Source organism: Actinoplanes sp. NPDC048791 (assembly GCF_040650095.1).
Taxonomy (GTDB): domain Bacteria; phylum Actinomycetota; class Actinomycetes; order Mycobacteriales; family Micromonosporaceae; genus Actinoplanes.
In genome coordinates this window covers 14,059-31,526 of record NZ_JBEZGQ010000002.1, presented here as the reverse complement: position 1 = coordinate 31,526, position 17,468 = coordinate 14,059, and the positions used below count along the sequence as shown (strand labels likewise).

The window sequence follows — 17,468 nt, the reverse complement described above, 5'->3', positions numbered from 1 at the left end:
ATGTACTCGCGCTCGCCGACACAGCAGAAGGGGGTGCTCCGGTGAACGTAACCCTCACGCCGTTTACCGGCTATTCGGCGGGTACCGGGCGACGAAACCTGGAGAAAGACAGTGAACGCCGGTTGCCGTGGCGTTGGCAGCGGGTCGAAGAGACGGGATGACCTCGTGGGCGAGCGGAACGTCGAGGACGTGGACCTGCTGGTGGTCGGCGGCGGTAAAGCCGGCAAGTCGCTGGCGATGGATCGCGCGAAGGCGGACTGGAACGTTGTCATGGTGGAACGAGACAAGATCGGCGGGACGTGCATCAACGTCGCGTGCATCCCCACCAAGGCACTCGTCGGCTCCGCCCGCACGCTGATCACTGCGCGCCGCGCCGCCGAGTTCGGCGTGGACGTCGACGGCGAACCGTCGATCTCGCTGGATCGGCTGCGCCGGCACAAGGAGTCTGTGGTCGACGCAATGGTCACCGCACACGGGAAGATGTTCGCCGATTCCGGGATGGATTTTGTGCTGGGCAGCGCACGATTCGTCGCCGAGCGCACGGTAGGGATCCAGACCCGCACCGGCGGCACCCGGATGGTCCGCGGCCGTGAAGTCGTCATCAACACCGGAACCATGCCGGCCCAGCCCAGACTCGACGGCATCACCGAGACGCGGGTATGGAACTCCGAGACCATCCTGCATCTGGAGCGCCTTCCCGACACGATGCTGGTGCTGGGCGGCGGTTACGTCGGTTGTGAGTTCGCTTCGATGTTCGCCACCTTCGGCACCCGGGTGACCCTGCTCCAGGGCCCCGGGCAGCTGTTACCGCGTGAGGACCCGGACGTCGCCGAGCAAGTGGCGCAGATCCTTTCGGATCAGGGCGTCGCCGTGCGGCTCGGGGTACGCGCGCAGGCGGTGCGTCGCGAGTCCGGGTACGGGGACATCGTGGTCACCCTGGACGACGGTCGCGAGGTTCGCGGCCAGGAGCTGCTGGTGGCCACCGGCCGAACCCCGGTCACCGCTGATCTCGAACTCGACACTGCCGGGGTGGCGGTCACGGATCGCGGATTCGTGGTCGTGGACGACCATCTGCGCACCACCGCCGAACATGTGTGGGCCGCCGGTGACGCTGCCGGCAGCCCACAGTTCACCCACGCTTCCTGGCATGACTTCCGCATCCTGCGGGCGAACCTGACCGGCGGCGATGCGGTCACCACCGGCCGGCTCGTGCCCTACACCGTGTTCCTCACTCCCGAGCTCGCCCGCGTCGGGCTGACCGAAGGTGAGGCGCGCGCCCAGGGCCGGTCGGTCAAGATCGCCAGAATTCCCGTGGCGGCGATTCCGCGCGCCAAGACCCTGCATGACACGGTGGGGACGTGGAAAGCGGTGGTCGATGCCGACACCGATCAGATCCTCGGTGCCGCCTTGTTGGGGCACGGTTCCGGTGAGGTGGTCGCCGCCGTTCAGGTCGCCATGCTCGGTCGCCTGCCCTACCAACGGATCCGCGACGCCGCGCTGGCGCACCCGACCATGGCCGAGGGTCTCAACCTGCTGTTCGACACCCTCGATGACCAACCACAGCAGCGGCGTACCGCACCCGCGGCCGGCGATATCCCCAGCGGATAGTGGCACCTGCCGCGCCGGCCAACCGACTCATATCTGGAGGGGAGAACGTTCATGACACACGTCAGCATCATCGGAAACGGCAATATGGGTCAGGCCATCTCCGGCGTCGTCACCGCCGGCGGCAACAGCGTCGAGGCGTTCGGCAAGGCCGACGCCGACAAACCGGTCACTGGCGACATTGTCGTGCTGGCCGTGCCCCACTCCGCCGTGGCTGCCATCATTGCTCAGCGCGTCGACCAACTTACCGGCAAGGTCGTTGTCGACATCACTAACCCGCTGGACTTCGAGACGTTCGACTCCCTGACCGTCCCGGCCGACGGCTCAGCCGCGTCGCAGATCGCGACCGCGCTGCCTCAGTCGCACGTGGTGAAGGCGTTCAACACCACCTTCGCAGCGACCCTGGCCGCCGGCCAGGTCGGGCCGCTACCGACGACGGTCCTCATCGCCGGCGACGACCCGGACGCCAAGGCACTGCTGGCAGGTGTGGTCACCGCCGGTGGTGTGCGCGCCGTCGACGCCGGCGCCCTGCGCCGGGCACGGGAACTCGAAGCCCTCGGTTTCCTGCAGCTCACGCTCGCCGCCAGCGACAAGGTTCCCTGGACCGGCGGCTTCGGCGTCGTCGCCTGAGCGGCCGTCGCCGGTTCAGCTACCGCTTTGGCCGGTCCGCACGCTCACGCCCTCTGTCGCAAGACATGACCAGCGGCATCGGCATCATCACCCGCTCGCAGTCCTGGATCCTGAGCAGAACGAGCCGCTCGACAAACCTCGACTGGGCCACCGGGAGCGGCGCGGACGCCGAGTGAACGCCGCGAAGTCCTCGAGGAGGAATCAGCCGGCGGCGGTAATGGTGGCGCTGCGTTGCGTGCCAAGAACCCCGGAGACGTCGTGGCTGCCACCGTCCGCGGGCATAACGGTGCCCAGCGTGCGGCCATGATCACTGTGGTTGATCGTCCCGCAGTCGGACGGTAGCGACATTCGGTGCGACGTGCTCCAGGGGCAGGTCGGCGGCGAGCCCGCGCAGGGAGGTATAGGCCGGCCCGAGGGCGCCGTACAACTCGGCGAAGAGCGGCAGCAGGGTGGCGTAGACGGCGGCGTCCTCAGGATCCGGGCGAACCGTCTCGGCGATGTACACCCGATCGGCGGCGACGTCGACGGATTCGATGAGGCCCAGAGCCTGCATGCCGAGCAGGGCCGCACCGTAACTTGATCCTTCGTGGCCGGCTGGGAACCGCACCTCCATGCCGAGAGCGTCGGCGAGCATCTGCCGCCAGAGCGGACTGCGGGCGAAGCCGCCGCTGGCCCGGACCTCGCGAATCTCGATACCGGCGGCGCGCATCGACCGCAGCACCAGGGCGAGCTGCTGACAGACGCCTTCCAGAGCGGCCCGGACCAGGTGCGGGCGCCGGTGGGCGTTCGTCAGTCCGATGTAGGCCCCGCGTGGCAGCGAGTCCCAGTGCGGGGCGCGCTCACCGAGCAGGTACGGCAGCATGACGAGTCCACCACTGCCTGCCGGCACGGACGCGGCCAGGTCGAGCAACTCCTCCTGCGGCTTGTCGCCGAGGTCCGGCGCCAGGGCCGCGCCGGTCCAGTCCAGGACGATGCCGCCGTTGTTGATGGCGCCCCCCACGACCCAGCGGTCCGCGGTGAGCGCATAACAGAACACACCGCCGAGCGGGTCGACCGCCGGGCGCTCCACCATGACCCGCAGAGCACCGCTGGTGCCGATCGAGCATGCAGCGACGCCGGGCGCGACGGCGCCGAGCCCGAGATTGGCCAGCGGGCCGTCACCGGCGCCGACGACGACCGGCGTGGAAGCCGGCAGACCGGTGGCTTCGGCGGCGGCCGCTGTCAGAGCGGGCAGCACGGTCGTCGTCGGCACAAGCCGCGGCAGATGGTCCGCCCTGATACCGGCCACCTGCAACGCCTCGGCGTCCCACTCGAGGCGGTGGATGTCCATCAGCCCACTGGCGGAGGCCACCGAGTGGTCGGTCATCAGGGCCCCACAAAGCCGCAGCAGGACGTAGTCCTTGATGCCGACCCAGCACGCGACCCGTTCGCAGATCTCGGGTTCCTGCTCACGGAACCACAGCAGTTTCGGCAGAGGCGCCATCGGGTGTACCGGGGTCCCCGTACGCCGGTGCAGGGCGAGCCCACCGGCCGACGCCCGGATCCGTGCGGCCTGCGCCGCGGACCGCGAATCGGCCCAGGTCACTAACGGGGTGATCGGCTTGCCGGCGACGTCGAGTCCGAGCAGGCTGTGCATCGCGCTGCTGAACGACAGGCCGGCGACCGGGCGGCTGATGCCGGCAACGACCGTGCGGACGGTTTCGACCACGGCAGCGTAGATCAGCGCAGGGTCCTGTTCGGCCCAGCCCGGGTGCGGCTCGCTGAGCGGGTAGCCCACCGCATGCGAGGCGACAGCCACGCCGCCGGTGTCGTACGCGACCGAAATCGTACTCGTGGTGCCGATGTCAACGCCGATCACGACGGCGTCCGTGCCCGTTGACGACCGGATCGTAGTCAACGGTCATCGCCTCCCAAACGGCCCCTGAACGATCCGCGTTGCGGCGCCGGCCACCGCGATCACACCATGACCATAACGGAACGACCGCCGGTATGGTGCCGACCGCGTGCCGGTGGCCGAGCTGACGCGAGGCGCTTACGCTGCGAGCGATGGACGTACTCGAGGGATTCAATCCCTTGCTCATCCTCGTCCTCAACCTGGCGGGGACGTCCTGATCGGCACGCGTCCGACGACCTTCCGGGACTGGCGGTACCTGGCCGCCGCGGCCGCCGCCGGGGTGGTGTGTTTCTTCGCGGGGCGCGCCCTGGAACGGGCCGAACGAAGCATCATGGTCTTCGATGCTTGGGCCTGGGGCTCTTTTCAGTGACGGGCGCGACCAAAGCGCTGCAGTTCGGGCTCGGCCCGGTGCAGGCGATCCTGCTTGGCGTGATCACCGGAGTCGGCGGCAGCATGTTGCGCGACGTGTTGCTGCGCCAGATCCCGACCGTCCTCCGCGAAGGGCTGTACGCGATACCGGCACTGCTCGGGGCCACCGTGCTGGTCGTCGCGCAGCATGCCGGCAGCACGAACCCGGTGTTCCCCGTGCTGGGCGCCGGGGTGTGCATCGTGGCGCGGCTCTCCAGCTGGCGGTACGGGATCAACATGCCGACCGCGCTCCCCGGCGAGCAGGACACCCGCCCACGGTGACAGCCGGCAGCACGCGGGAGCCGGATCGGGTTGCCAACTGTGCCCGGCAGTGCTGTGATCGTTGTCCCAGCACGGATTCGATCGCGGCGACGCGATCCGGACCGAGAGGGCGTGCACGTGGCCGTTACCGGAGTGGTGGTCGGCGTCGACGGCTCGCCGGAGTCCGACGAGGCTCTGATCTGGGCCCTGCAGGAGGGCAGGCTGCGCGATCTGCCGGTACGGGCGATCAACGTATGGCATCCCGACGGCACGCCGGCGCAGGTCGAGCGGCTCTCCGCGATGCAGTCGGTGGCCGAGCTCCGCACGCGCCTGCAGGAAGACTTCGCCTTGGCCGTACGCGCGGTGGCCGAACGCGTGCAGGCGCCGGACCTGGCGGTGACCTCCGAAGTCCGGTACGGCCATCCGGTCCCGGAACTGATCCGCGCGGCCGGCCCCGATGCGCTGCTGGTCGTGGGTTCTCGCGGACGCGGCAGCATCACCGGCTCGATGCTGGGCTCGGTCAGCCAGAGCTGCGTGCAGTACGCGGACAGCACGGTGGTCGTCGTACGCGGACACCGGCGAGCTGCCCCGGCGCGGCGGGTCGTAGTCGGCGTCGACGGGTCGGACGCCTCGGTGCGCGCCTTGCGTTTCGCCGCTCACGCCGCCGCCGCCCGGCACGCTTCCCTGCAGGTGGTGCACGCGTGGACCGCACCGTACCTCGGGTTCGCGGGGCGCTCGGGCGCTCTGCCGCAGGAAGCGCTCGACGAGATTGCCGTACGAGCAGGCGACATCTTGCGGGAGAGCATGCGGCGCGCGTCGGTCGACTCCACACGCAGCGATGTCGAGATGTGGCTGGCCGAGGGCGCGTCGAACCTGATGTTGCTGCAGGCCGCCGCCCAGGCCGACCTGCTGGTGGTCGGTTCCCGAGGGTACGGCGGCTGGAAGGGCCTGCTCCTGGGATCGGTGTCGACTCAGAGCGTCACACAGTCCCCCTGCCCCGTGGCCGTGATCCGCGACCGGGACGCCGACGAGTAGGTCGCTCAGCCGTCGGGCCTGGCCGAGAAGGTGTCCTGGAACGCCTGTTCGGCGTCGACGCCGGCGTACACCATGACGTCGGCCGCGACCATCCGGATGCCGGCGTACGCGGCGGCGAGCGCCGACCCGGCCGGCACGCGCCCGCCGTGCTGGGCCAGCCACCGGGTCAGCTCGACGGCCCGCTCGGCGACGTTCTGCCGGATGGCCTTGTCTCCGGGGTCCACCGCGAGATCGTTCAGCTCCGCCGCCAGCTGCCGGATGACGGTAGCGAGCGGGACGCGCAGCGGTCCCTGGACCGCGGTGGCCGTACGGGTGAGCATGAGGCAGCTGCCCACCAGCAGGTCCAGATGGTCCGCACGCTCGCGTTCGGCCACGACCGGTCCGGCCCGGCGCCGCCAAGTGAAGGCGTGCCGGATGATCCGTCCGCTTGCCGTGCGGGTGGTGTCGAGCTCGGCGAGATCGTCGCGCAGGTTCCGCAGTTTCGTGGTGGCGTCCCGCGCCCGCTTCGGGTCTCGGTGCTCCACCGCGTCGGCGGTCATCCGCAGACCGTCAGCCAGACTCGACAGCACTGTGGCCTGGGCGCGCCTCAGCAGCCGCAGCGGTTCCGGCGGAAACAACAGCTGGCTGAAGGTCAGCGCTACCAGGCCGCCGATGGCCGCGTCCACCAACCGGTTCCATCCCTGCTCGGGGCGGCCGAGAACGGTCACCAGAATAGCGCTGACCGCGGCCTGGGCCTGCAGGACCCGGGCCCCGCTCACCGCCCGCGCCACCAGCATGGCCAGGAAGATCGACACGGTCAGGGTTCCGACGCCGCCGCCGGCCAGCCAGTAGGCGGCCTCGGCGACCAGCACGCCGATGAGCACGCCGGATGCCATCTGCACCACGTTCGCCCCGCGGCGTCCCAGCGTGACGTTCAGCCCGATGACCGCCGCGATCGGCGCGAAGAACGGATCCGCGTGATCCACCACCCGCACAGCAATAAGCCACGCCACGGCCGCCGCCGCACTCTGCTGCGCGATCGGCCAGACAACCCCCGTCCACCGGCGGCCACGCGTCGGCGACGCGAGGTCGCTCAGTCGGCTGACCATCGGGGTTCAGCCGGGCCAGGTCCAGTCGGCCACCTCCGGGATATCCGCGCCGTGCTCGCGGGTGTACGTGCGGGCGGCGAGTCTGGCGTCGATCATCTCCTGCCGTAGCCCGGCCGCGCGGGCGCCGAGGGAGGGCACCCGGTCGATGACGTCGATGACCAGGTGGTAGCGGTCGAGGTCGTTGAGCATCACCATGTCGAACGGGGTGGTCGTGGTGCCCTTCTCCTTGTATCCGCGTACGTGCAGCCCGGCGTGGTTGGTGCGCCGGTAGGTCAGGCGGTGGATCAGCCACGGGTAACCGTGGAACGCGAAGATCACCGGCCGGTCGGCGGTGAACAGCGTGTCGAACTCGCGGTCCGGCAGCCCGTGCGGATGCTCGGTCTCCGGTTGCAGCCGCATCAGGTCCACCACATTGATGACGCGGACCCTCAGGTCAGGCAGCCGTTCGCGCAGAATCGCCGCGGCCGCGAGGGTCTCCAGGGTCGGCACCTCACCGGCGCAGGTCAGCACGACATCCGGCAGGGTGCCGGGGTCGTCGCGGTTGCCAGCCCATTGCCAGATGCCGAGTCCGCGGGCGCAGTGCAACGCCGCGTCCTGCACGGACAGCCAGTCAGCCTGCGGCTGCTTGCCGGCCACCACGACGTTGACGTAGTGCCGCGAGCGCAGGCAGTGGTCATAGGTGGACAGCAGGGTGTTGGCGTCCGGCGGCAGGTAGACCCGCACGATGCTGGGATTCTTGTTCATCACCACGTCCAGGAAGCCCGGGTCCTGGTGGGTGAAGCCGTTGTGGTCCTGCCGCCAGACGTGTGACGACAACAGGTAGTTCAAGCTGGCGATCGGGCGCCGCCAGGACACCGCGGAGCAAGCCTGTAGCCATTTGGCGTGCTGGTTGAACATGGCGTCGATGATGTGGATGAATGCCTCGTAGCAGGTGAACACGCCGTGCCGGCCGGTGAGCAGGTAGCCCTCCAGCAGGCCCTGGCACATGTGTTCGGAGAGCACCTCGATGACGCGGCCCTGCGGGTCGAGCTTCTCGTCGAACTTGTCGATCTCGGCCTGCCAGTTGCGGCCAGCTCCCACTGGAGGATGTCGATGTTAGGCGATAGTGCGAGCACCTGCCGGGCTGCGGTCCACGCGTCAACGCCCGGTACGGGTTTGCGGTGCACCTCGAACTGCAGCATCGTGCCCCAGCAGGCGACCGGCCGGGCGTCCCATCGCTCGTGCCATTGACGCAGCACGGCGGCCATTTCCTCCTCGTGACCGAGCGCGCCGTAGAAGCCGAGCGGCGCCACCGCGAGCCACGGCGAGGTGGTCGGCGCCAGCATCAGTGATGCATCGTCCGGCTGATACCAGTAGTCGATGCTGACGACATCCCGGGTGCGTTCCAGCACCTGAGCGGTCAGGCGCGGATCGGCTGAGACATGGTTGTAGGCCGCTCGCAGCAACTGCTGAGTGCTGACGTTCTGTGGCAGAGCTGGCAGGACGTCAGCGGTGACGTCGACGCCGTGGAGGCCGCCTGTGTAGAAGGAAAGCTCGACTTCGGGAGGTCCGTCGTCGCCCTGCTGGAAGAACGGCCACGGGTCGACCGTGCGCGCCGCCCGATCGAGGGCAGTCAGTTCCGCTTCCGCTCGCGCATCGAAGGGGCCCGCCTCGATGGATTCGTCGTCTATCAATACGGGCCATCGGCCGGTCTCCGGAAGCAGTGCGTACGCCGCGCGCCAAGCGGCGAGTAGGCCTGCTGCGTCGTCGGCGTCGAGCCCGGACACGATCAGCGCGCCCGCGGGCCCTTCCTGGATCGGCAAACCCGCGAGCACAGTGCCTTGCAGGGCGCAAACTGTCTCTGATAACCCCAGCACAGTCCCATCATCTTCGCTAGGCCGGCCAGACGACGACAAACCCGCGATTGCTCACAGAGTTACCAGGCCCGCGACGTCGGCCAAGGACGACCCCGGCCATGTTGCCTGGCTGATCCGAATCGCTCGTCCGTGCCGGCGAGGCCAGGACGGCGAGGTTGGGGGCGGCCAGTTCAGGGACGATAACAATCGTCGCTCTCGCCACCGCGCCGGGTCGAGGACCTCCGACGGCAGTCTCCGGCATCCGGGCCGGGCCGTTGTGGTCGAGCATCGGTGCGAACGTTGTCTGGCGGCGATCTATTGGCAGCATGAGAGTGCACCTTCATTCGGCGCCGAAACGGGCGGGCAGCGGTTCAGCTAGGTGCCGGACTCCGCGGAGGGGTGTCGTTGTCACGACAGTTGCAGGAGCGTCACGCAGGGGCACCATTGAGGTCGAGCGACGTGGAGGTGCAGTAGTGGAGCTCGGCGGCAGACATGAGCGTTCTTCTCTTCCTGGCAATGGCAAGAGCGGCGGAGAGGGATACAACGACAGGCGGATTGATGCTGGCCTCCATCCACAAAAGGTCCCACGGCTCAGGCGACTGATCCGCGACGCAATGGAGCAAGACCCGAGTTACAGCGTCCAGGACGCTTCGGCGCGTCCGCTGCGTCCGCCACCCGACCGGCCAATCACCAGCAAATCGTCCCTCGGCCGGGCTGTTGGTGAGCTGGCGAAGGTGGTCAAGGACGTGCCCGAGGCCGTGGCGGCCGTGGAGCAGGTCGACGTCGCGGCGCGCAAGCTGCGGCCGGGCGCTCCGCCGGAGGCGTTCGGCGCCGCGGTACAGGCGGTGGGTGCGCTCGGGCGAACCCTCGCCGACCCGGTCAGGCTCCTGCGCGAATTGCCAGCGGCGCGGTCCCGGATCGAAGCCGGCTTTCAAAAGCTGGTGGATCAGATCGGGCCTCGGCTCGACGGCCTCGACGAGGCGCTGAAGCTGCGCGACCTGCCGCCGCTGCGGCTGCAGGTGGTGGCGCCCTCACACGACCGGCTGGTCATCTGGGAGGCGTGGGGCCGCGCCGAGCCGCGCCGAGTGACCACGACGAACACCGGGGTGGTTGTCCAAGCCAACAACTGCCGGCTGAAGGCGATGGAGCACTACCGCGTGCGCCGGATCTCCCTCGATTGTGAGCCGCTGTATCGGGATTCCGCGGTGCTGGACGCGTTCACCGCGATGATGGCCGACCCGAGCCGGGTGCATTACGCGGCTTTCCGGTCCCTGGTGGCGGCGGGGCGCTCGGATCCCGCAGCTGGTGATGCGCGCACCTACGGGCGCGATCTTGCGCCCACCACCGCTCTGATTGCCGACAAGGCGGGCGTGGTGGCGCAGGGGGACGACAGCCGCCTCACGACCACGACGTGTTATCACGTCGAGGAGGCGGCGATCCCACTGACCGACCTGCTGGTGGACAACCGGGATCTCGTCATAGCGATGGCCGCGCAGTTCGCCGGGCAGTCGTCCGGCGCCGGCGACCCGCTGCGGATTATCCGAGGCATGGTGGCCGGGCTTGACGACAGCGACCTACTGACCTACGCCGACGAGCTACAGCGGGGCGCCGAGGTCACCCGCAACGTCTTCGATGTCGGAGTGAACCTCGCCGGCGCGGTGATGGTCGGCTACGGCAACAAGCTCAGCCACACGTCGCGGCTCGACGTGTCGTGGTCCGCGGGCCGCGCGCTGAAAACCTCGATCAGCACGAACCTGACCGGGCTGCGGCGAGCGGTCGACGACGCCCGCCCGCGCATCACCCGACAGCCCAGACCGGCCCAGTCGCCACGTGCGCCGGTTACGCCGATCGCCTTCCGGCCACCGACCGCCTTCCGGCCACCGACCGCAGCGCAGCCGCCGGCTTCCAGTCCATCGACTGACCCGCCGAGGATCCCGGCCCGACCGATCGCGAAGCCCGCGCCGGGCTCCCCGGACTGGCCGACGCGGCCCGCATCCCGGCCGGATCCGGATCTCGACCCGGACATTCCAACGCCAGGCGGGTTTGGACTATGACGCCGAAGCGGGTGGTGCTGGCCGGGCTCTGCGGAGCAATGATCGCCGCGGGTATGGTCTTCGCGATCGTCAACCTGAGCGCCGCCGATCAGGTGGCCAGCGTCGCCAGTTTCGTGCTGGCCGCCGTCCTCGCTGGTGTGGCGGTCGCCGATCGCCACGCCGGTCGGCACGCAGACCGCTCGGAAAATCCGCCGGTCGCCGCATCGCCACCGACTCCAGTGCCCGGCGGACCCGGCGACGATCCAGGGGCTGCCGGGCAGGGCGACGAGCGAAACGTCGGCGCACGCGGCGATCCAGGGGCCAGCGGTGGGATCGTCAACGTCGGGCCTGGGGCCCGGGCGGCGTTCGATTCGGGGATGGTGATCAACGGCGATAAGACGATAGCCAAGGCGACCATCAATTACGGGACCAGGCGGCGCTGGTGGCATCGCCGCGCGGGGCATCCGTGACCCGCAGTGGCTGATGACTCGCCCTTGCCCCGCTCCGCGCCAGCGGGCCGTTCCCCTCATTTGGCCCTGTTGCAGCCGCACGCCCGGCGTCGCTGCCATTACCGCCCAAATCGAGCGTGGGCGAGACAAAGGACCAACAGTAAAGGTGATTGACCATCGGGCAGTGACCGTTCTGCCGGACCACCGCCTCGCGCCTTGTCGGCGGCATGAGAGTACGACCACAACCTGTAATTGGCGAGTGTGAACGTTCGACTAGGGACGATCGGAGCCGCTCCCCGGATCTGTTTCGCGGTCGTTTGACCGCGGGACGACGCGGTCGAGTTCACGACGCAGGGCCTCGCCGACGAACAAGTTAAGTCGATTGAGAGAAGCGACGTCCGATTGGCTAGGTGGGCCAGCATGTAGATAGGACCCACGCCCCTGGGTCCACGACCTGATCTCATCTTCAGTCACTCCGCCGGCTAAATCACCGGTTCCGTCGGGAATTAGCCTGTTCAGGTAAAGCGCGAGCCTAGGTGCAGCGCCAAATGCTTGCGTATCCAAGAGGCGTTGCAGAAGGCGGTCAATGTCGCTGCTTGTCAGCTCTTCATAAGACCTCAATGTCGCCTCAAGGGACCGCCGCAGTGCCTTCCGGCGAGCATTAGGCAGCCGGATGGCAAGTAGCTTCTCGGAATTCCTTTCGGCGAGAACTTCGAGCGCTGCCACTCCAAGAACAAACCGGACTTGGTGGTCCACACTGCATTGCGCAGCCCAGTATAGGGAAAGTCCGGCTCGTAGACGAGGTGACCAATGCTCCCTTCCGCTGAACCTTTGGGCGTCTACGGTGACTGGATGTGTGACGAAGCCAGCAGCCCGGATGCGGATGACTTTTCCCGCACGGCGCGCGTCGCCTTCTGGGTCCAGCCATTGGAGGCCCTCTTCCGAGACGGCGCCTTCAGCGACATCGGCCTCTGGTACGGGGCCGCCTTGGACATAGACGGCGTCGGTACGGGTGATTTGGTCGCGTTCGTCGTGTAAGTCAATGATGTATGCGGAATGACTTGCTCCGAGTACTCGGAAGAAGTCTTCAGCTATAGCGCGTCCCGTTGACAGGGCCGCAGCGCCGTTAGATGCCTGGACGGGAACGTGCAGCAGAACCTTTTCTTCGTCAAGATCCAGCTTGATTCCCAGGTGAAGAACGTCCGGCGAGCCACTCAGCCTGTTGCCCTCGATGGCCTTGCCAACAACAGTAACCATATATCCACGCAACTCAGTCTGCATCGTTCATCACATCCTTTACGTCCGCAGTCTTGGCAGCGTCACGTCGCAAGATGGCTTTACACCGGCCGCCGCTCGCTGTCGTCGGCAGATGACGGAGCTTTTCTGTGGCGACGCTCTTATCGGTCCGCTGCTTGCCGAGTCGGAAGGTCTACCGACACTAGTGCGCCGAACCGTGCCCGCCTTATGCGGCATTGCTGCAGCAGCGACTCAGTATCCCAGGCCACGATAGCCGGATCGCCGATGAAGCAATCAATCGCATTAACGAAGAAATCATCCAAGCGCTTTGTGCCAAGTTCAATACGCGCAGATCTTTCCGGCCGAGCATATAGCTCAAATACCGGTTTTGCTGACACGACTGCAACAGGATGATTCCCGTAGACCCAAACGTATGATGCGGGGGTGACCTGAAGCATGTCTCTGCATTGGGTAGCCAAAAGCTCCGACGGGTTTCCAAGAGTGATAATTCCACTCTTCTCCATCATGGCATCCGGACGCCATAGCCAGTGACCGTAGTCTTGGGCGATCTCGTTTGGATGTTTATATGCCAGGCCCGAGCCCTTTGACCTCTTCGCCTGGACGAGAAAGCCTTTGCGAACGCGAATCAATGGCGCAACCTCAATATCTAGGACTACGCAGAGGTCGGCACCTAACAGCGACTCCGAAGACCTTTGGCCCGCTGAATCCAACACGCGTACCTTCAGATTAACGTTCTCCGGCGTCGTGTCGTCGACGAGCGTTTCGAGCTGATTTGAGAGCGTTGAGGACATCGCGGGCTCCTCTGAGTCGCGACCGTCTCTTATTCTTTGCATGAGCCTTTGCTCGGCGGCGGCTACGGCAGTGGCCATAGAACCTATTGCAGCCCGTGACAGCATGCAAGATTTGTATCATGAAATCGAGATGTAGTGCGATGCGACAAGATCTCGGTTCAGCATGTGTGCACGATTCGTTGGTCGCGTGAACTCATCTCGGCTTACTTGTTGACTGGTGGCACGACCGCTGCCCGGCCAGGCATGGTCGAGGTGACCGGCGGAGTCGCTCTCATTTCGGCTGCCGACCGAAGGTTGGTGTGGCTCTCATTTGGCGTGCGCCCTGCCGGTCACCGCGGCGCGGAGAGGCTCCAGAGGGGTATGCCCGGCTCAAAGTAGCGATGCCCTCCTCGCCGACAACGACTGTCGCAGCGAGGAACAGGAGTCAGGATGGCTCAGGTCATCATCGGCGTGGATCCCACAAGCGTTCCGCGACCATCGAGATCATCAACGACCGGGAACAGGCCGTAGGGCAAGGCCGGTTCGGCACCGACCGCGACGGCTACAAGGCCATGCTCGCCGCCGGCCGTAAGCACACCGACCGCGTCTGGGCCGTCGAAGGCTGCTCCGGGATCGGCCGGCACGTCGCCCAGCGCCTGGTCGCCGACGGCGAAACCGTGCTGGACGTGCCCGCGAAACTGTCCGCCCGGGCGAGGGTGTTCGCCACTGGCCAGGGCCGCAAGACCGACCCGGTCGATGCCCGCAGCGTCGCCGTGGTCGCTCTGCGCACTACCGGCCTGCGCCAGGTTGTCGTCGACGACATCACGGTGGCGCTGCGGCTGCTGGTCGACCGCCGCGATCAGCTTGGCCGGACCCGCACCGAAGTGGTCAGCCGCCTGCATCACCTGCTGCTCGAGCTGGTGCCGGGCGGGGCGAAGAAGGTCCTGTCCGCGACCCAGGCCCGCGCGCTGCTCAACACCGTCCGCCCGCGTGACGTCGTCGGCAGAACCCGTCGCTGGCTGGCCTCGGAGCTGATCCACGAACTTGCTGTCATCGACAAGAAGATCAAGGTCGCCAACGCCGAGCTGACTGAGCTGGTCGACACCACCGGCAGCCGGCTGCAGGAGCTCACCGGTATCGGCCCGTCCGGCGCCGCCCGGCTGCTGGGACATCGGTGACATCAGCCGATTCGCCAGCCGGGCGCATTTCGCGTCGTGGAACGGCACCGCGCCCATCGACGCGTCGTCCGGCGACCAGAACCGGCACCGGCTTTCGCGGGCCGGGAACCGGCGCATCAACCGGGCACTGCACATCATGGCCATCGTCCAGCTTCGTCGCGACACCGAAGGCCGCGCCTACTACCGGCGCAAACTCGCCGCCGGCAAGACACCGATGGAAGCGCTGCGCGCCCTGAAACGACGCCTGTCCGACATCGTCTACAAACGCATGGTCGCCGACGCTAAAACGGTAGCGACGGGCCCGAGAGGACAAGCGGGGGCGACTCTGCAATCCAGCGCGGCCGACCTGAACCCCCCGATCGACACTTCGGAGAAGTCACTTCCCGGACCCGCCGAGCACCAGCCTAGAACACCCTCCCTCGCCGCCTCTTGACATAGAGGGGTGCCAGATGAAAGCGCCGGCGAAGCAAGCGCTCTGATCGCCGGACGGATCGAGGCTTCGTGCCCGCCTGCCGGGCGAGCGTCCGGCCGGCCCCTGGCGTGATCGATGCGTGATCGACCGTCCGATGCGTAACCCATACGGGCCGGCGGTCGCAGGGTTCGATACCAGGTGATGGCGTGCTGCTGCTGATCCCGCGCTGCCGACTACGTGATCCATGCGTGATCGACGGTCCTGGCGTGGGTCAACCCTGCATGGCACTGGCCGACAGAAGCCCGGGCCTGGCAACGCCACGAAGCCGCAAATTCCGGCACAGAACGACACAGCAACGTATCAGGCGGCACGGCCATCAGTGGACTCTTAATCCGCTGGTCGCGAGCACAAGGTCGGATGCTCCTTGGACCGTTGGTAGCCGCGTGTCGGCAGCGCGGTCCATGTCAGCTGTGGCCTGCCTGACGCCGCGTCGAGGATCGACGCCGAGCTGGCCGCGACACTTGACTGGCATTCGCGACGGTTCTGCAACCCGCCAGATGACGCGCTGCGTGGCACCCGGAGGTCAATCTCTCGGCTAGGGCGCCGGCCCGCCCGGCAAGGCGTCGGCAAGCGACGCAGACGCACCACGACCGTCTCTCCACCGAATCGACCTGAGGCTGAGCCACTAGCCGGGCCCGGAGACAATGATCGCCGAGGTAGTCACCCCGGCGAACGATCGTGTCTTTGATTGGTGTCCGAGGGGGGACTTGAACCCCCACGTCCGATAAAGGACACTAGCACCTCAAGCTAGCGCGTCTGCCATTCCGCCACCCGGACAAGGTGAGCACAGCGTAACCGGTTCGACCTGCGGTTCGCATCCGCAAGTGGCCGCCCGGCGGGCTGCACAGGAGAGAAATATACACGCCCCTCCGGCACCCCCACAGGCCACCCCCGGACCGGACATATCGGGACAGCGGGCCCGCTCGTACTGGCGTCGCCGGACGGCAAAGGGCAGCATGGCCTGCGTGTCTCAGCCGTCCCCGCTCTTCGCCGCCCGCCAGCGTGCGCAGGCCTTCGCCGATTCCGGTGACCTTGGCCAGGCGCGCGCTGTACTCGAGCATGCCGTTGATCTGGGGCGGGCCAATCTTGGCGAGGACGACCCTGACGTCCTGCTGACCGCTCAGCAGCTCGCCACCGTGCATCAGCGCGCCGATGATCCTTCGGGCGCGCGGCGGGTGCTGGAGGAGGCGTACGCGGCTGGTCAGTGGCGGCTCGGGGACACCGACCCGGTGATGTTGGGGATTTCCTTCGATCTCGGCGTGGTCGCTGAGGAGATGGAGAACCGGCACGAGGCCCGGCGCGCGTTCGGCCGGGTGGCCGCGCACGGCCCGGCCGCGCTCGGCGCGGACCATTGGGCCGTCGTCCGCGCGCGCTCCTACCTGGGGGAAGACCCGCCGACGGTACGCATGGAGCTGCCGGCCGAGCAGCTGCAGCGCTTCCAGGTCCCGCCGCAGCGGGAGGCACCCCAGGACCAGCAGGCACTGGTACGCCCTCAGCAGAGCCCCGTGCCGCAGCAGCCCGTGGCGGAACCCCAGCCCCGCTACTTCCCCGAACCCGCACCCGAGCCAAACCCGCAGCCAGCACCGCCTAGCTACGAGCGGCCCTCCGCCGGCGGTTCTGCGGCCACCGGCCTCTCCCCGCACAGCTATGACCCGGCTCCCCCGAGCTACGACCAGGCAGCGGTCCCCCAGTCAGCTCCGCCGAGGTTCGACCAGACAGTCGCCTCGCAACCGGCACCGCCGAGCTACGACCAGAGCACCGCGTCACAGCCGGCACCGCCAAGCTACGACCAGAGCACCGCGTCACAATCGGCGCCGCCCAGCTACGGCCAGACGGCCGGGTCACAGTCGGCGCCGCCCGCCTACGGGCAGCCGATGCCGCCTCCCGTCCCGCCGAGCCGCGCTCACGGCGTACCCCCGGACTTTGCGCAGCCTGGACCACCGCCTGCCGCGACCGAATTCCCTGGCCAGGGTTATCAGCCCGAGCCCGGCTACTTCCAGCAGAGCCGCTACGACCAGCAGCCCATGCCGCAGATCATCTCCGCGCCACCGATCACCTCAGCCGTCCCGGCGAGCACCGGCGAATCGTCGTACTCCCGGAAGGCCCCGGCCCTTTTCGCGGCGATTGCCGCGGTCCTCGGGGTGATCATCGCCGTGGTCGCGCTGGTTGTCGTTCTTGCCAACCGGGGTGACGATCCGGCCTCTGATGTGCCAACTCTCGCCGGCCCCGCTCCTAGCGATGTGCGCATGCGTGACTACGGATCGTCGGTCAAGCTGTTCTGGGCTGATCCGGCCAACGGGCGGGCCTCGTTCGTCGTCACCGGGGGCAAGCCCGGGGAACAGCTTCGGCCGATGGGTCAGGTCGGCCCTACCACGACCACGTTCGATCTCAATGGACTGAACGCTGACCTGGACTATTGCTTCGCTGTGGTGGCTGTTTACACCACCAGCCAGTTCTCGACCTCGCCGCAGATCTGCACCAGCCGCGTCCCTCGCTCGACCAAGCCTTCGCCCGGCAAATGATGATCACTCTCGGCGATCATCACTATCCACA

Annotated in this window: 15 protein-coding genes, 1 tRNA gene and 2 pseudogenes; 11 read left to right on the top strand and 7 right to left on the bottom strand. The window is 67.6% G+C overall.

Going from position 1 to position 17,468, the window contains the following annotated elements; genetic code table 11:
• Window positions 1-165 precede the first annotated feature (165 nt).
• On the top strand, window positions 166-1,608 hold the full coding sequence (locus tag AB0C29_RS00535) for an FAD-dependent oxidoreductase (RefSeq protein ID WP_360813570.1): 1,443 nt from the start codon (window positions 166-168) through the stop codon (window positions 1,606-1,608).
• 51 nt (window positions 1,609-1,659) lie between these two features.
• Window positions 1,660-2,235, top strand: a complete 576-nt coding sequence (locus tag AB0C29_RS00530; protein ID WP_360813568.1) for an NADPH-dependent F420 reductase — start codon at window positions 1,660-1,662, stop codon at window positions 2,233-2,235.
• A 307-nt stretch (window positions 2,236-2,542) separates the two neighbouring features.
• Here AB0C29_RS00530 and AB0C29_RS00525 read toward each other — a convergent pair whose 3' ends face one another.
• Complete coding sequence (locus AB0C29_RS00525) at window positions 2,543-4,093, bottom strand: gluconokinase (RefSeq protein ID WP_360813566.1); 1,551 nt, start codon at window positions 4,091-4,093, stop codon at window positions 2,543-2,545.
• A gap of 381 nt (window positions 4,094-4,474) precedes the next feature.
• On the opposite strand from AB0C29_RS00525, the gene AB0C29_RS00520 reads away from it, so the two are divergent.
• Together AB0C29_RS00520 and AB0C29_RS00515 are read left to right on the top strand one after the other, a co-directional pair.
• Complete coding sequence (locus AB0C29_RS00520) at window positions 4,475-4,819, top strand: TRIC cation channel family protein (protein WP_360813564.1); 345 nt, start codon at window positions 4,475-4,477, stop codon at window positions 4,817-4,819.
• A gap of 117 nt (window positions 4,820-4,936) precedes the next feature.
• Window positions 4,937-5,833: a universal stress protein gene (locus tag AB0C29_RS00515; RefSeq protein WP_360813562.1), complete on the top strand. Its 897-nt coding sequence runs from the start codon at window positions 4,937-4,939 to the stop codon at window positions 5,831-5,833.
• 5 nt (window positions 5,834-5,838) lie between these two features.
• Here the strand turns inward: AB0C29_RS00515 and AB0C29_RS00510 are convergent, their stop codons facing one another.
• The 3 genes and pseudogenes from AB0C29_RS00510 to AB0C29_RS00500 all read right to left on the bottom strand — a co-directional run.
• Window positions 5,839-6,921: an FUSC family protein gene (locus AB0C29_RS00510; RefSeq protein ID WP_360813560.1), complete on the bottom strand. Its 1,083-nt coding sequence runs from the start codon at window positions 6,919-6,921 to the stop codon at window positions 5,839-5,841.
• A 6-nt stretch (window positions 6,922-6,927) separates the two neighbouring features.
• Window positions 6,928-8,001: a phosphoketolase family protein gene (locus tag AB0C29_RS00505; RefSeq protein ID WP_360813558.1), complete on the bottom strand. Its 1,074-nt coding sequence runs from the start codon at window positions 7,999-8,001 to the stop codon at window positions 6,928-6,930.
• 23 nt (window positions 8,002-8,024) lie between these two features.
• Window positions 8,025-8,246: pseudogene (locus AB0C29_RS00500) on the bottom strand (DUF4253 domain-containing protein); the annotation flags it as partial.
• Between the two features lie 96 nt (window positions 8,247-8,342).
• Here AB0C29_RS00500 and AB0C29_RS00495 point away from each other — a divergent pair.
• From AB0C29_RS00495 to AB0C29_RS00485, 3 genes are all read left to right on the top strand, one after another.
• A complete protein-coding gene (locus AB0C29_RS00495) occupies window positions 8,343-8,654 on the top strand; it encodes a hypothetical protein (RefSeq protein ID WP_360813653.1) in 312 nt (103 codons plus the stop codon).
• Window positions 8,655-9,229: 575 nt separating this feature from the next.
• Window positions 9,230-10,810, top strand: a complete 1,581-nt coding sequence (locus tag AB0C29_RS00490; protein ID WP_360813556.1) for a hypothetical protein — start codon at window positions 9,230-9,232, stop codon at window positions 10,808-10,810.
• A complete protein-coding gene (locus tag AB0C29_RS00485) occupies window positions 10,807-11,259 on the top strand; it encodes a hypothetical protein (RefSeq protein ID WP_360813554.1) in 453 nt (150 codons plus the stop codon). The genes AB0C29_RS00490 and AB0C29_RS00485 overlap by 4 nt, the downstream gene beginning before the upstream one ends.
• A gap of 252 nt (window positions 11,260-11,511) precedes the next feature.
• Here AB0C29_RS00485 and AB0C29_RS00480 read toward each other — a convergent pair whose 3' ends face one another.
• Entirely contained in the window at window positions 11,512-12,519 is a 1,008-nt protein-coding gene (locus AB0C29_RS00480; protein WP_360813552.1) for a hypothetical protein, read from the bottom strand.
• Between the two features lie 116 nt (window positions 12,520-12,635).
• Window positions 12,636-13,286, bottom strand: a complete 651-nt coding sequence (locus AB0C29_RS00475) for a hypothetical protein (protein ID WP_360813550.1) — start codon at window positions 13,284-13,286, stop codon at window positions 12,636-12,638.
• Between the two features lie 380 nt (window positions 13,287-13,666).
• Here AB0C29_RS00475 and AB0C29_RS00470 point away from each other — a divergent pair, with 380 nt between their 5' ends.
• From AB0C29_RS00470 to AB0C29_RS00460, 3 genes and pseudogenes are all read left to right on the top strand, one after another.
• Window positions 13,667-14,443 carry a transposase gene (locus tag AB0C29_RS00470; protein ID WP_360813548.1) on the top strand — a complete coding sequence of 259 codons (777 nt, stop codon included), beginning with the start codon at window positions 13,667-13,669 and terminating at the stop codon, window positions 14,441-14,443.
• Window positions 14,355-14,570 (top strand): annotated as a pseudogene (locus tag AB0C29_RS00465) (transposase); the annotation flags it as partial. The gene AB0C29_RS00470 and the pseudogene AB0C29_RS00465, both read left to right, overlap by 89 nt.
• A 9-nt stretch (window positions 14,571-14,579) precedes the next feature.
• Complete coding sequence (locus AB0C29_RS00460) at window positions 14,580-14,876, top strand: hypothetical protein (RefSeq protein ID WP_360813546.1); 297 nt, start codon at window positions 14,580-14,582, stop codon at window positions 14,874-14,876.
• A gap of 728 nt (window positions 14,877-15,604) precedes the next feature.
• On the opposite strand, the gene AB0C29_RS00455 is transcribed toward AB0C29_RS00460, so the two are convergent.
• A tRNA-Leu gene (locus AB0C29_RS00455) sits at window positions 15,605-15,692 on the bottom strand.
• A 188-nt stretch (window positions 15,693-15,880) separates the two neighbouring features.
• Between AB0C29_RS00455 and AB0C29_RS00450 the strand changes: the two genes are divergently transcribed.
• Complete coding sequence (locus tag AB0C29_RS00450) at window positions 15,881-17,437, top strand: tetratricopeptide repeat protein (protein ID WP_360813544.1); 1,557 nt, start codon at window positions 15,881-15,883, stop codon at window positions 17,435-17,437.
• Window positions 17,438-17,468: the final 31 nt, after the last annotated feature.

What these genes read in the sequence shown, in the direction of transcription:
- AB0C29_RS00530 (WP_360813568.1), top strand. Translation starts at nt 1,660, where the DNA reads ATGACACACGTCAGCATCATCGGAAACGGCAATATGGGTCAGGCCATC.
- AB0C29_RS00510 (WP_360813560.1), bottom strand. Translation starts at nt 6,921, where the DNA reads ATGGTCAGCCGACTGAGCGACCTCGCGTCGCCGACGCGTGGCCGCCGG.
- AB0C29_RS00495 (WP_360813653.1), top strand. Translation starts at nt 8,343, where the DNA reads ATGGTTGTAGGCCGCTCGCAGCAACTGCTGAGTGCTGACGTTCTGTGG.
- AB0C29_RS00485 (WP_360813554.1), top strand. Translation starts at nt 10,807, where the DNA reads ATGACGCCGAAGCGGGTGGTGCTGGCCGGGCTCTGCGGAGCAATGATC.
- AB0C29_RS00480 (WP_360813552.1), bottom strand. Translation starts at nt 12,519, where the DNA reads ATGCAGACTGAGTTGCGTGGATATATGGTTACTGTTGTTGGCAAGGCC.
- AB0C29_RS00475 (WP_360813550.1), bottom strand. Translation starts at nt 13,286, where the DNA reads ATGTCCTCAACGCTCTCAAATCAGCTCGAAACGCTCGTCGACGACACG.
- AB0C29_RS00470 (WP_360813548.1), top strand. Translation starts at nt 13,667, where the DNA reads ATGCCCTCCTCGCCGACAACGACTGTCGCAGCGAGGAACAGGAGTCAG.
- AB0C29_RS00460 (WP_360813546.1), top strand. Translation starts at nt 14,580, where the DNA reads ATGGCCATCGTCCAGCTTCGTCGCGACACCGAAGGCCGCGCCTACTAC.